The sequence below is a fragment of the Acinetobacter sp. YH12039 genome, from assembly GCF_013420015.1.
In the GTDB taxonomy this organism is placed as follows: domain Bacteria; phylum Pseudomonadota; class Gammaproteobacteria; order Pseudomonadales; family Moraxellaceae; genus Acinetobacter; species Acinetobacter amyesii.
The window spans coordinates 1-13437 of the sequence record NZ_VOZA01000064.1 but is presented as its reverse complement, the minus strand read 5'-3'; the positions used below and the strand labels follow the sequence as shown (position 1 = coordinate 13437).

Genomic DNA, 13437 nt, shown 5'->3' with positions numbered 1-13437 from the left:
GAGCCATGATCAAACTCTTCAGTTTAAAATCAATAGTACCTTAAAGGGTACCAATCTTGGCTCATCAATTACTGACAAAAATTTGCTCAAATAAACTTCGAGTAATTCCTACCATCAATCAATGAAATATTTTCGATTGATCAACCAGTAAAAATCCACACAAGTTGTTCTTCATAATCTCTTAATGATCTTTCTAACATCTCGTCAATGCTAGAAGCTGGACTTCGATAAACTCAACAACTCAACGCTTCGCGTTTCGTTCGTTTCCGTCTATCTCGTCGGTATGGTGCTCATTATAGGGCAATTTCTTACACGTGCAAGTGCTTTTCACTCACAAAGAACACGAGTGTTTTATTTTTATGCACCATTATGGTTCAAAAAACACACTTTACTCACATAAATACATGATATTTATTACAAATATCATGTAAAATATTTTTCCTATTTTGTGTGCTTAGTTTTTTACAGGTGCTGCTTTAATCACCACACTCTGTATAACTACTGGGTTTACAGGGACATTCTGATGCATTCCATAGTTCGCAGTTGGAACTTTTACGATTTTATCGACGATATCCATACCTTTAGTGACCTTACCAAAAACAGCATATCCCGCATTCATTGCACTTTTATTGAGAAAGTCATTGTCTGCAACATTAATAAAGAACTGACTACTTGCTGAATCAGGATGATTCATCCGTGCCATTGCCAATGTGCCGCGCTTATTGCTCAAGCCATTACTTGATTCATTCTTAATAGCCGCTTTTGTTGGCTTCTCCTGCATTTTGACATCCATGCCCCCACCCTGAACCATAAATCCAGGAATCACGCGATGAAAGATCGTGCCGTTATAAAATTTTTCTTTTGCATAGCTTTCAAAGTTTTTAGCTGAGATAGGTGCCTTGTCATTGAATAGCTCAATTTCAATATTGCCTTGAGAGGTTTTCATTTCGACAATAGTATTGGCAGCAAAACTGCTTAAGCTCACACAGCCAAGTGCTGCGGTAAATAAAATCTGTTTTAACATTTGTTAACTCTTCTGGTTGATCTCGTACTTGTTATTGACTGTATATTAGTCTTTGATGATTAAAAAGTAATTATTCTGCCATTATTAAAACGAGAACAATGATGACGCAAATAATACCGTCGGACACTGCATTGACACATTTACCGCCTTGGCAACTGCGTGGCGATGCTTTTATTTTGAATTATTGGATCTCTCCGAGTTTTATCCAACAAGCGCAGATGTTCCGTTTAGCGACATCGCCTTTAGGTCGTGTGGTTCAGGTGTTATTGGTCCGATACCATGATTCACCTGTGGGCCCTTATGACGAATTGCTAATTTTAGATCACCCTTTATGGAGTAAGAAAAGGTTAAGTTCGATTCCTAAGATTTATGTTTCGACAGATATCTCTGTCATTCATGGTCAAAAACTCTGGGGTATTCCTAAAGAGTTGGCAAAGTTTGAATGGCAACAACATGACAATGAAGTGGTCTGTACTATAGAAGTTGAACAACACAAAATGCAGATCCGTTTAAAAAAATCACGTTCACAGCGTTCTTTCTATATTAATAGTCATCATATCCCTGCAGCGATGTTGCAAATCAGACAAGCGTGGGAAGGTAAGCGTTATCAATTTTCACCGAAGTTTCGTGGACGGCTCTCTAAACTGAAACAGGTAGAATGGCACAACACACAGGACATTTTTCCAAATTTTTCTGAAGCACGATTATTGCAAAGCTTTTATATCCCAGAATTTAGCCTCGTTTTTCCTGCTGCAAAAATCCAAGATAAATAACCCAATAAATAAAAACCCAGTGTTTCACGTGAAACACTGGGTTTACTTTATATAAAGGAATGATTAGCTACGTTTATCCCAAAATTTACGGAACTTCGTACTGATCTCGATCACGTATTTTTTAGCTCGGTGCGAAACCGGGGTTAAGTTAATAAAGCCATGGGTTTGATCGGTATATTCTTGATAAAACACTTTCACCCCTTGCTGACGGAGTTTATGCGAATAAATTTCACCTTCGTCATGTAAAACGTCATGCCCTGCTGTCACGATATACGCGGGTGCGATACCTGCCAATTTTCCATAGGTTGGTGAAATTAATGGATCATCTAAGGCCACTGCATGTTGTTCTGCATATAAAGCCGTTACGACATCAATATCTTTTTCAGTCAGAACTAGACCATCTTTATAAGCATAGAAAGATGGGTGGCGACTCTTGAAATCCACTACTGGGTAAATTAATAGTTGAGCTTGCGGGGCAAAAACTTTTTGAGCACTGCGCTGTGCAACCGCAGTAGCAATATTGCCGCCTGCACTATCCCCTGCCACCGCAATTCGATTTTTTAGAATTTTAAACTGACGACTATTTTGATAAGTCCAAGCCAATGCATCTTCACAACTTTGCATTAATTGAGCTGGGCTGGCTTCTGGTGTTAAAGGATAATCAATACTTAAAACTTGTGTTTTGGCATGCACAGCCAATAAACGACAAACTTCATCATGCGTGTCTAAACCACCCACCACAAAACCACCACCATGATAAAACACGATCATCGGTAATTTTTTATTTGGAGCAGGATGATAATGACGCGCAAACAGCGTTGCACTTTGTAAAGGTAGACGTATATCTTGCACTTGTTTCACAAAGGTCGGCTTGGTCTTGATCGACTCCATCTGTAAATCAAATAATTTACGAGACTTCACATAGTCTTCGGTCACAAAGCCTGACTTACCTTGCTTGAGTTGAGCCGCCATCATGCATTTCACCAGCGGATCTAATTCTGGAAAAATAAACGGATAATCGAGACGTTTTGCGAGGCTTTCTTTGGCAAAGTTAGGAAGACGATCAAGTAACCGAGCAGCCGTACCTTGGCCTTTATCTTTCATATTTTTAAGTGATTCATTCAATGCAAACATGCTCTATCCTTCGAATTATGCTCTTCATACTTTCTACATGATCTAGGTCAAATGTGACCATATTCACATATAAGTCTCAACATCGACATACATAGTACAGACCTAGTTAAGCTAATCTTCTTTTATAGAGTTGTCATTGACAATTTACCCAAGTTTTATGGGTTGATTATGCTAACCCATTCTCGATAAAGGATACTCACCATGGCTAAAAAGATCATCCTTCTGTCTTTTGCGACTGCTTTTTTGGCTGTAGGCTGCGTAGCATTCCCTGAAGATGGTTACTACGATGGACGTTATGATCAACGTTATGACCGCCGTTATGATAATAATGATCGACGCTATGATAATCGTTATGATCGCCGTTACGACAGTCGTTATGAACAAGACCGCCGTACATGGGAACGTCAGCAACAACAACGTAATCGTTTAGAGCTCGAACGTAGAAAGCAGCAACTTGACCAGCGTAACTGGGAACAGAATCGTAAAAATCAACAAGAGTGGGATCGTCGTAAAAACGAACTCGAACGTCAACGTCTAGAACAACAGCGTAAATACTCTGAAGCTGAACGTCGTAAACGTGCTGAACAAGATCGTCAAAAAGTCAGCAAAGAGCGTCAGCGCTTAGAAGAACAGCGCCGTAAAGCCAGTCAAGATCGTAGAAAACAAATTGAGCAAGAGCGCAAAAAAAATATTCAAGATTTAAGAAAGGCATCAGATCAACAACGTAAAGCGGCTGAAGAACGTCGTCGCGCGTGGGAAAATCGCCGTTAATTGTTGTTTTTGCAGATCGGTTAAAAGTAAAAAGCTCATCTACATGATGGGCTTTTTTTTCGTTCACTAAAAATAGAAAAGATAAAAAAAAGCAATAGAAAAGAAAATAGACAGAAGAGGCATCCTATCTTCTGTCTATTCTTGACTGCCTGTTGTTACAGGTCAGAGAGCATTAAACAATCTTATTGCTGAATTGTAGGTTGTGGTGCAGGCGCAGATTGAACTTCAGCACCTTGAGCTGATGGATCTGCTTGAACCACAGCACCCGATTGCTCTGTCGTTACAGATGCTTCAGTTGCAGACGTTACTTGTGCGGTTTCTGGAGATTCTACAGTTTCTTGAGAAGTACAACCTACCGCAGCTAAACCAAAACCTAAAACTGCGACAGCGAATAAACCAATTTTTTTCATCTTCATTATTTCCTTCATTGAATCATTAAAAGCAAAGCTCAACTTTGCCCGAGTCATAATGGAAAATAATTCTGTGAAGTTCCCACCTTCTGAGTTGTACTTTGTACGAGGCACGGTACAGCTTATGAAATGTTTTATTAATCAGGCAGTTTTCTTTTATATTGAGGCTTTACATCATTTTTTTAACTCAAGTGCTTTGTTTTTTATTAAAAAAATAAATATAAATGATTTTTGAATAAAGCGTGATCACAGCTTTTGAATACAACAAAGTTCAACAAAACTTGCAACTCAGTTACTTAAGTGGCTGTTTTTATAAATTTCATGCAAAAAAAAGCCTGCTTATGAGAGAAGCAGGCCATGAAAAACACATTTGAAATAAATTAAGAAACTACAGCGATAGAATCTGAAACAAAGAATACTGTGCTGATCATTTTTTGTGAAATATTTAATAAAACTGATACTAAGAGTTTTTATGTATAAATATTAACCACTATTTTTTGAGGCAAAAAAAATGCTGATTCTTGGGAAATCAGCATGGAAAAGTGTTTCTAAAATCTAGAGGTAGTCACCATATCCCTCTCTCCAGTGGATATGGTCACTTCCGATAGATAAATTATGCAAATTTTCAGGCACAAAGAGAAACCGTTAAAATTTATGATGAAAATCTATAAATCCGATCAAAATATGATTATACATTCAAATCAATAATTTATATTTTCATAGAATTTAATTTTGCAGTCGATATTTTGCTGAAAAACCATTTATTTGAATAAAAAACTGCATTTAATCGCTGACTTCGCTTGAATTTTTATCCCCTGCCCCGATTTCTTTTATTAATCATGAATTCAAAACGCATGGCAGTTACGCATCGATGTCGTTTGAACGCACAGCTATAAGGACTGAACATGTTTAAGAACCCATTTAAACGGAGTAAATCAATGGCGACTGAGCAAAACCAAGACGCTCAAGATCTTCAACAAGAGCAAGCAGAACAGCAAACTCAAGCTGAAAACGAGCAAGCTGAAGTTTCAGTTGAAGATTTACAAGCACAAATCACCAATTTAGAAGAAAGCTTAAAACTTGAAAAAGCACGTACTGCAAATGCCGTATATGAAGCGCAAAAAAGTGTAGAACGCATTCAACGCGAATCTGAAAAGCATAAAGATACTGTGCTGGAAAAATTTGCAAAACAATTGCTTGAGTCAGTTGATAACCTTGAACGCGCGATTGCTGCGGCAGGTGATGAAAAATCAGGTTTATCTGAAGGTGTAGAACTTACACTGAAATCATTGCTCAGCACTTTAGAAAAATTTGGTGTGGTTGCTGTGGATACTGCAAATGGTTTCAATGCAGATCTTCACCAAGCTGTGGGCATCGATCCAAATGCCAAATCGAATGAAATTGGGACAGTATTGCAAAAAGGCTATAGCTTAAACGGTCGTCTATTACGTCCAGCTATGGTTATGGTTGGTGCATAAACCCAAATTTTCTGAGACGAATTAAAAATTTTAACCAATATTACTTGAAATTTTTTGATTGGCTCTCATATCGGATAACAAGTAAATCCCTTTTTATTTCCCTTTGAGAAAGGGAAGAGTTTGGGAATAAAAGAATTTTAGAGGAAACATCCAAATGGCGAAAATCATTGGTATTGACTTAGGTACTACAAACTCTTGCGTAGCAGTACTTGAAGGCGACAAAGTAAAAGTAATCGACAACGCTGAAGGCGCTCGTACAACCCCATCTATTATTGCGTATAAAGATGGCGAGATCCTTGTCGGTCAATCTGCTAAGCGTCAAGCAGTGACTAACCCTAAAAACACATTATTTGCAATCAAACGTTTGATCGGTCGTAAGTACCAAGACCAAGCTGTGCAAAAAGATATCGGCCTTGTACCTTACAAAATCATCAAAGCTGACAATGGCGATGCTTGGGTTGACGTAAACGACAAGAAACTTGCACCACAACAAATCTCTGCTGAAATCTTGAAAAAGATGAAAAAAACAGCTGAAGACTACCTTGGTGAAACAGTAACTGAAGCGGTAATTACTGTTCCTGCGTACTTTAACGATGCTCAACGTCAAGCGACTAAAGATGCAGGTAAAATTGCTGGTTTAGATGTTAAACGTATCATCAACGAACCAACAGCTGCTGCACTTGCGTTCGGTATGGACAAAAAAGAAGGCGACCGTAAAGTTGCGGTTTACGATTTAGGTGGTGGTACTTTCGACGTATCAATCATTGAAATCGCTGACCTTGATGGCGACCAACAAATCGAAGTGTTGTCTACAAACGGTGATACATTCCTTGGTGGTGAAGACTTCGATAATGCATTAATTGAATACTTGGTTGAAGAGTTCAAGAAAGAACAAAGCGTAAACTTGAAACAAGATCCGCTTGCACTTCAACGTTTAAAAGAAGCTGCTGAAAAAGCAAAAATCGAGCTTTCTTCTTCGAATGCAACAGAAATCAACCTTCCATACATCACAGCAGATGCGACTGGTCCTAAACACTTAGTGATCAACGTGACTCGCTCTAAACTTGAAGGTTTAGTTGCTGAATTGGTTGCTCGTACAATTGAACCATGTAAGATTGCACTTAAAGATGCAGGTCTTTCAACCTCTGACATCTCTGACGTAATCTTGGTGGGTGGTCAGTCTCGTATGCCACTTGTACAACAAAAAGTACAAGAGTTCTTCGGCCGTGAGCCACGTAAAGACGTGAACCCAGATGAAGCTGTAGCGATGGGTGCTGCGATTCAAGGTGCAGTACTTTCAGGTGATAAAACTGACGTACTTCTTCTTGACGTAACTCCATTGACTCTTGGTATCGAAACAATGGGTGGCGTGTTAACAGCAATCATCGAGAAAAACACCACGATTCCTGCGAAGAAATCTCAAGTGTTCTCAACTGCTGCTGACAACCAACCTGCTGTAGACATTTCAGTTTACCAAGGTGAACGTAAAATGGCTCAACAAAACAAATTGTTAGGTAACTTCCAATTAGGCGATATCCCACCTGCTCCACGTGGTGTGCCACAAATTGAAGTATCATTTGACATCAACGCTGATGGTATCTTGAAAGTATCTGCGAAAGACAAGAGCACAGGTAAAGAGCAATCCATTCAAATTAAAGCTAACTCTGGTTTGAGCGATGCTGAAATTGAAGCGATGATCAAAGATGCTGAAGCGAATGCTGAAGAAGATCGTAAATTTGAAGAATTAGCGAAAGCACGTAACGAAGCTGATGCACTTGTTTCTTCTGCTCAAAAAGCAGTAAAAGATCTTGGTGAACAGGTAACTGCTGATGAGAAATCTGCAATCGATGCTGCTGTAGCTGAGCTCGAAGCAGCGACTAAAGAAAACGATGTAGATGCAATCAAAGCGAAAACTGAAGCACTTCAAAACATCATTATGCCGATCACTCAACGTGCTTATGAAGCTGCACAAGGTCAAGGCGGTGCTGAAGGTTTTGATCCTAACGCTTTCCAAGGCGCTGAAGGTCAAGCTCAAAAAGCAGATGACGGCGTTGTAGATGCTGAGTTCACTGAAGTTAAAGATGACAAAAAATAATTTGTCGCTTTAACCGAGTTTTTCAAAGCTCAAAAAGACCGCGCGAAAGCGCGGTTTTTTTGTGGATGATTTTATCTGCATCAGGCAATATTCAAATAACACGCTTAAGCTCAAACAGCCACATTCTTCTCGACTGCCAATCTGTCTAAACTTAGATTTGCATAGCGCTAAATTTCGGTTAAATTAATGTAAAATAATCAAGTTTTGCGACGCTATGCGTTTGATTTTAATTATTGTTGTCATCGTTTTGAGTACTTGGTGGATCTTTCAAACCAAGCAGCATCCTCAACTGAAATTTAATTCAATTTCAGATCGACTTTTACACCCTCTCGATACCCGACTGCGTTATCGGGTTGCTGATGTCGATCCGCGTTTTGGATTAAGCCAACAACAAGTCATTCAACTTAGCGAAGAAGCCGCAGAGATATGGCATAAAGGAACACTCAAACCATTATTTATCTATGACCCAAATGCACAACTGGCAATCCATCTAATTTATGATGATCGTCAAGAACAATACAATGCCTATAAGCAAGTCCAAAATACCTTAGCCGCAGATAAAGCCCGTAATGATTTATATGCCGAGAACTTAGCAAATTCGAGAAAAGGTCTGGAGATGAATGAGCAACAGCTCCGATCAAAACAAGCCATGATTCGTGCGGAAATCGCACAGCTGTCGCAAGAACGTATGAATTGGAGCCGAATAGAGCATACACAAGGCCCCAATATGCAACGCGTTGAAAGAGAACTTGAGCAAGTTAAAGCACAAGCGATGCAATTAGACCAAGAAATAGATCGATTTAATCAGCAAAATGATCAATTTAACCAACAAGTCTCAAGCTATAACCAGCAAATCGATCAATATAATGCAGGCGTGATACAAGCCAGTCAGCGCTTTCCTGCACGAGAGTTTCATAAAGGTGTCTTTATGGAGGATCAGATTCAGATTTATCAATTTGATGCCGAAGATGATTTACGCCTCACCCTTGCCCATGAACTCGGACATGCTCTCGGCTTATCTCACCATAATGACCCTACTGCATTAATGTACCCAATCTTGGGCGCGCAACAATTAGAAAACTTTAAACTAATGCCAGCAGACCAAAGCTTACTGTATTATCGCTAGTGTGCCCTGAGCATAAAAAACCATACAATTTATAAGGATATTGCAGGATTCACCAACAAAAATCAGCATTTCATGTTATTGTTGATCTGCAATAATTCCCTTATATCAATGACATCTTCCGTGGAGAGCAATGTGAGTTACTACCATATCTTAATTGAAGTGAATGACCACATCAGCACGATTGAACAAACCCGTGATATTGAGCTTTTTGATATTACCGAAATTCAACCTTATCTCCATGCGGTACTTTTACCATTTTTTAATGAGCAACTCATTGAACTCGAAGACGAAAATCTTGAGTTTAAAGATGTCTTGCATTTACAAGTCAAACAAACCCTTTTGCCGATCCGTGACCTCATCGAAGAAGAGCAACGCCTGCTTCCGAGTGATACCGATGTCACCATTACAGCTTATGAAATTTTTAATAATTATCAATTGAGTCAAGACGTAACTACAGTGATTTTAGATCTGTTAGAAGCGCTTAAATTTGAAGCCTAATATCGATTTTAAACATTAAAAAAGCCCTCAAAATGAGGGCTTTTTTATGGCTCAATTCATCATCGTGATTAGATCGAGAATGAAGATCCACATCCACACGTGGTTGTCGCATTCGGGTTTTGTACCACAAAACGAGAACCCTCTAAACCTTCAATATAGTCGACTGTTGAACCAACTAAATATTGATAACTAAGTGAATCCACCAACATTTTCACGTCTTCATTGATAAATTCAGCATCATCTTCGTTTTGGCTTTCTGCAAAATTAAATCCATATGAGAAACCTGAACAACCACCACCAGTCACATATACACGTAACATGAGGTCTTGATTACCTTCACTGTCACGCAATTGGCGTACTTTATTGGCAGCATTGTCAGTCAGCACAAGTGCTTGAGCATTCATGATGGATTCCTCTGAGTCATTGGGGTGTCTTTAAAAAGAAAAGACCATGTTTCAAGTATAACATACTCAATATATGGTCAGTCTTCACAGTTTAAAGTTAAATCAGAGTATTTTTCTCAAGATTCATTTAAAACTTATTTATAGTTTTCGTCCTGTAATGCACATTCGAAGTTTTTCGGGTCTTGTTTACAGCGGAATTGCCATAATAATTTCATCATTCGCTTGTCGTAGATATCACGTTTAGTCAAATCAATACGCGCTTCACGCATCATTTTTTGATAGCCAGCTTTGTCTGCCGTTGGAACATCCATCCAATATTTAGCTGGGATTTCTGACTTCATTTTGCCTAATATCGTGAATGCACGAGGTAATTGTGTTTTGACCCAATCACGTGATTTTTGCCCATATCCCGCTGGGAATTTATCTGGGCGAATAATGATATTACCCGTCACTTGTAAAATTGGATAATTAACAATTGCACCTTTACTACCTAAACCTTTATGTAACTCCAAGGGTTTAAACACCGCTGCAGGTGCACCAATAATATCCACCTGACCATTGTTAAATTTAGAGCCAAAATTGGTCACGTCAGCACTGACCGCTTGAGCCCCCACCTGTTGCACCATAATTTTCTGCGCTTCATCATAATCAAGCACCGCAATTTTTTTACCTGCTGCTTTAGCGACAGTATTGATACTACGGTCATTCACCAACAGGTAGGCATCACCTACAGGAATCACACCTACCACTTCATATTTACTATTGACCATGCTCTTTGCAAACGTTGGACTCGCAAGGCCTTGCATCACTTTAACCGCAAGTTTCAAATCTGGAATTGCACCAATCGCATCTAAAGAACCGGTAAAATTATTAAATTGACGACCACGCATACCTGTGACACTGATCCCATCACATTTACCGGCTTTAAAATCTTCCGCAATCACCGCTTCATTTTGACTGACGCGGAGCTCAATGTCTGCGCCCCAGTTTTTTGCCGCCAATTGGTAATCTCTCATCAGGGTAAAAACATCACCATTTTTACCAACCAAATCAAATACACACACCACTTGCTTTGCTTGAGCTACGCCATTCACCGCCATTAACGCAGCAGCAATACTCAATGCCTTTGTCCATTGTTTCATACTGACTTTCCTTGTTTTTTACTGTTTTTGTTTTAACCATTTTTTGATTTTTGGGTCATGCGGAGTATGATTAAATATACTCACAGCCCTCGATTTCAATTTAGATTACCTGAATATTTTGCTGACTCAATGGCGAAAATGACCTGTGCATTTGCGAAAAAAAGCCCGGATAAATCCAGGCTTTTTTCTTTAAATATCAGTTTATTCGCCGCTAAGTGAACATTCAAAATTGGCTTTATCGACAGAACAACGTGCCTTTTTCAATACTGACATCATGCCCGCATCATAAATGCCACGTTTCGTCATATCCATACGACCTTCACGCAATAATTTTTGATATTTGGTTTTATCTTCTGCACTTAAGTTAAGTTTATATTTCGCAGGAATACCCGCCTCTAAACGGTTAATCATCGCAATACTCTTCGGTAAATGTTTCACAAACCAATCACGAGATTTTTGACCAAAGCCTGCTGGGAACTGATCAGGACGAATAATAAAGTCCGCGGTCACTTGTAAAACTGGGAAGTTAAACATCGCACCATTGGTACCTAAACCCTTATAAATCTCTAATGGTTTGTAGGCATACGCAGGCGCACCCACCATATCGACCTGACCATTATTAAACTTCGCCACAAAGTTAGATACATCTGAAACCACAGCTTGAGCGCCGACACGTTGCACCATAATTTTTTGTGCTTCGTCATAGCCTAATACTGCAAACTTTTTACCTGCTGCTTTTTCAATTGAGTCAATTTTTTTGTCTTTGACAAAGATGAATGCTGAACCCAGTGGAGCAATACCCGCCACTTCGTATTTCTTACCACCTAGGTTGCTGACCATTTTTGCAGCATTACGTTGGTCTAATGCAAAGGTAATCGCACGTTGCGCAATTGCATTGCTCGGTGCGCCACCAAGCGCATCAATCGAACCTGCAAATTTATTGTATTGACGAGCACGCATTGCCGTCATAAATACGCCATCACATTTACCCGCTTTAAAATCATTGTCGGCTACTGCTTCATCTTGACGCGGAATTAAGTTAATTTCAGCACCCCAGCCTTTTGCTGCAAGCGCCCATTCCTGAGCCATTTGGTATGACTCACCTGACTTACCCAGTAAGTCAAATACACAGATATCTACTTTTGCTGCCTGAGCTGAACCAGCAAAGCCAATTGCAGCAAATGTAGCCAATGATAGGAGCGTTTTTTTCATTCTATTTTCCTTTCAAATCTTTTTATGGTTCAGAGGTGTCCTTACACAACGCCGATATTAAGCAAGTTAATTTAAAAAAAATAGAGCATTTACTCCATTTATTTATGTCATTTTGGCATATTCTGTTTTTCTGTGATGCATATCACTTTTTATTCAAAGTGAAATTATAAATATAATCATCATCTTAGATTTGCAAAAATGGCTTTTTACATTTACAGCGTTTGCATCAAAATTTACAAAGAAATACAGAAAAAAGCTTATTCACCCGCCACTGAACACTCGAAATTGGTTCGCTCAATCGTACAACAGGCTTTTTTCAGTACCGTCATTATAGTGGAGTCATAGATCCCCTGTTTGGTTAAATCCATCCGTCCTTCACGCAATATTTTCTGATATTTCAACTGATCATCTTTGCTGAGATTCATCTTATATTTGGCAGGAATTTCAGCTTCCATGCGTTTTACCATGGCAAAACTTTTTGATAATTGCTTAACGAACCATTGCCGAGAAGGCTCTGCAAAACCTTCTGGGAATTTATTATTACGAATAATCAGGTCTGCCGTGACAATCACCACAGGAAAATTAACCATCGCCCCAGTAGTGCCTAAGCCTTTTGAAATTTCGAGTGGCTTAAAGGCATAAGCCGGCGCAGCCACAATTTCAACTTCAGCCTGATTAAACTTGCGAATAAAATTGGAAATTTCCGACATGACTGGTACAGCGCCGACACGGTCAACCATCACTTTTTGCGCATAGTCATAATGCAAAATGGCAAATTTTTTACCTTCAGCTTTTTCTAAATTATTGATATTGCGATCACGGACAAAAATATAGGCTGAACCAATTTGCCCGATCCCCGCCACTTCATAGCTGTCTTTGCCTAGATTGGTAATCAGTCGTTTACTGTTCCGCTTATCTAAGACATAGGTGATGGCTTTTTGCGCGATGGTATTGTTCGGTACACCGCCAATGGCATCAATCGAACCAGCAAATTTGTTATATGCACGTGCCCGCATCGAGGTCATATAAAATGCGTCACATTTCCCTTCTTTAAAATCTTTATCGACTTTGGATTCATCTTGATATGAAATCAGTTGAACTTGTGCTCCCCATGCCTTACTGGCCAGAGACCACTCTTCCATCAGCTTATAAGATTCCCCCGCTTTTCCAAGTAAATCGAACACACAAACCTTCTGATTGGCATAGCTTTGTGCAGACATCACACCTGAAAGAAGCGATAAAATTGACATACTCCCACCACCAAGCTAAGAGCTATGGTGGGGGAATCTTTGCGACCCATGCAATCTTAGAGATTGCACCTTTCGATACCGCACTGCGCTGACAGTATGGCGGTACAGGAACTCTTTATA

13 protein-coding genes are annotated in these 13437 nt (G+C 39.4%); 6 read left to right on the top strand and 7 right to left on the bottom strand.

Going from position 1 to position 13437, the window contains the following annotated elements; all coding sequences use genetic code 11:
* Positions 1-454: 454 nt before the first annotated feature.
* Positions 455-1024 carry a peptidylprolyl isomerase gene (locus FTT98_RS16070; protein WP_180005529.1) on the bottom strand — a complete coding sequence of 190 codons (570 nt, stop codon included), beginning with the start codon at positions 1022-1024 and terminating at the stop codon, positions 455-457.
* Between the two features lie 101 nt (positions 1025-1125).
* On the opposite strand from FTT98_RS16070, the gene FTT98_RS16065 reads away from it, so the two are divergent.
* On the top strand, positions 1126-1797 hold the full coding sequence (locus FTT98_RS16065; RefSeq protein WP_180027167.1) for an acetoacetate decarboxylase family protein: 672 nt from the start codon (positions 1126-1128) through the stop codon (positions 1795-1797).
* Between the two features lie 63 nt (positions 1798-1860).
* Here FTT98_RS16065 and FTT98_RS16060 read toward each other — a convergent pair whose 3' ends face one another.
* On the bottom strand, positions 1861-2931 hold the full coding sequence (locus tag FTT98_RS16060; protein ID WP_180027164.1) for an alpha/beta hydrolase: 1071 nt from the start codon (positions 2929-2931) through the stop codon (positions 1861-1863).
* Between the two features lie 201 nt (positions 2932-3132).
* Here FTT98_RS16060 and FTT98_RS16055 point away from each other — a divergent pair, with 201 nt between their 5' ends.
* Entirely contained in the window at positions 3133-3702 is a 570-nt protein-coding gene (locus FTT98_RS16055) for a hypothetical protein (protein ID WP_168379529.1), read from the top strand.
* 182 nt (positions 3703-3884) lie between these two features.
* On the opposite strand, the gene FTT98_RS16050 is transcribed toward FTT98_RS16055, so the two are convergent.
* Positions 3885-4112, bottom strand: coding sequence for a hypothetical protein (locus FTT98_RS16050; protein WP_252725869.1), 228 nt, complete (start codon positions 4110-4112; stop codon positions 3885-3887).
* 938 nt (positions 4113-5050) lie between these two features.
* Here FTT98_RS16050 and grpE point away from each other — a divergent pair.
* From grpE to FTT98_RS16030, 4 genes are all read left to right on the top strand, one after another.
* Positions 5051-5590, top strand: coding sequence for a nucleotide exchange factor GrpE (gene grpE, locus FTT98_RS16045; RefSeq protein WP_111885723.1), 540 nt, complete (start codon positions 5051-5053; stop codon positions 5588-5590).
* A 154-nt stretch (positions 5591-5744) separates the two neighbouring features.
* Positions 5745-7685, top strand: a complete 1941-nt coding sequence (dnaK, locus tag FTT98_RS16040) for a molecular chaperone DnaK (protein WP_078194438.1) — start codon at positions 5745-5747, stop codon at positions 7683-7685.
* Positions 7686-7899: 214 nt separating this feature from the next.
* Positions 7900-8811, top strand: a complete 912-nt coding sequence (locus tag FTT98_RS16035) for a matrixin family metalloprotease (protein WP_180042176.1) — start codon at positions 7900-7902, stop codon at positions 8809-8811.
* 120 nt (positions 8812-8931) lie between these two features.
* Positions 8932-9309 (top strand): hypothetical protein, encoded by a 378-nt coding sequence (locus FTT98_RS16030; protein ID WP_168379524.1) that lies wholly within the window; start codon positions 8932-8934, stop codon positions 9307-9309.
* A gap of 68 nt (positions 9310-9377) precedes the next feature.
* On the opposite strand, the gene erpA is transcribed toward FTT98_RS16030, so the two are convergent.
* From erpA to FTT98_RS16010, 4 genes are all read right to left on the bottom strand, one after another.
* Positions 9378-9713 (bottom strand): iron-sulfur cluster insertion protein ErpA, encoded by a 336-nt coding sequence (gene erpA, locus FTT98_RS16025; protein WP_078189499.1) that lies wholly within the window; start codon positions 9711-9713, stop codon positions 9378-9380.
* Positions 9714-9847: 134 nt separating this feature from the next.
* Positions 9848-10855, bottom strand: coding sequence for a putative solute-binding protein (locus FTT98_RS16020; RefSeq protein WP_180005535.1), 1008 nt, complete (start codon positions 10853-10855; stop codon positions 9848-9850).
* 201 nt (positions 10856-11056) lie between these two features.
* Positions 11057-12067, bottom strand: coding sequence for a putative solute-binding protein (locus tag FTT98_RS16015; protein WP_180005536.1), 1011 nt, complete (start codon positions 12065-12067; stop codon positions 11057-11059).
* Positions 12068-12324: 257 nt separating this feature from the next.
* A complete protein-coding gene (locus FTT98_RS16010; RefSeq protein ID WP_180177566.1) occupies positions 12325-13317 on the bottom strand; it encodes a putative solute-binding protein in 993 nt (330 codons plus the stop codon).
* Positions 13318-13437: the final 120 nt, after the last annotated feature.

Coding starts and splice junctions, on each gene's coding strand:
- FTT98_RS16020 (WP_180005535.1), bottom strand. CDS start 10,855: ATGAAACAATGGACAAAGGCATTGAGTATTGCTGCTGCGTTAATGGCG.
- erpA (WP_078189499.1), bottom strand. CDS start 9,713: ATGAATGCTCAAGCACTTGTGCTGACTGACAATGCTGCCAATAAAGTA.
- FTT98_RS16065 (WP_180027167.1), top strand. CDS start 1,126: ATGACGCAAATAATACCGTCGGACACTGCATTGACACATTTACCGCCT.
- FTT98_RS16070 (WP_180005529.1), bottom strand. CDS start 1,024: ATGTTAAAACAGATTTTATTTACCGCAGCACTTGGCTGTGTGAGCTTA.
- FTT98_RS16055 (WP_168379529.1), top strand. CDS start 3,133: ATGGCTAAAAAGATCATCCTTCTGTCTTTTGCGACTGCTTTTTTGGCT.
- grpE (WP_111885723.1), top strand. CDS start 5,051: ATGGCGACTGAGCAAAACCAAGACGCTCAAGATCTTCAACAAGAGCAA.
- FTT98_RS16015 (WP_180005536.1), bottom strand. CDS start 12,067: ATGAAAAAAACGCTCCTATCATTGGCTACATTTGCTGCAATTGGCTTT.
- FTT98_RS16060 (WP_180027164.1), bottom strand. CDS start 2,931: ATGTTTGCATTGAATGAATCACTTAAAAATATGAAAGATAAAGGCCAA.
- FTT98_RS16010 (WP_180177566.1), bottom strand. CDS start 13,317: ATGTCAATTTTATCGCTTCTTTCAGGTGTGATGTCTGCACAAAGCTAT.
- FTT98_RS16035 (WP_180042176.1), top strand. CDS start 7,900: ATGCGTTTGATTTTAATTATTGTTGTCATCGTTTTGAGTACTTGGTGG.
- dnaK (WP_078194438.1), top strand. CDS start 5,745: ATGGCGAAAATCATTGGTATTGACTTAGGTACTACAAACTCTTGCGTA.
- FTT98_RS16050 (WP_252725869.1), bottom strand. CDS start 4,112: ATGAAAAAAATTGGTTTATTCGCTGTCGCAGTTTTAGGTTTTGGTTTA.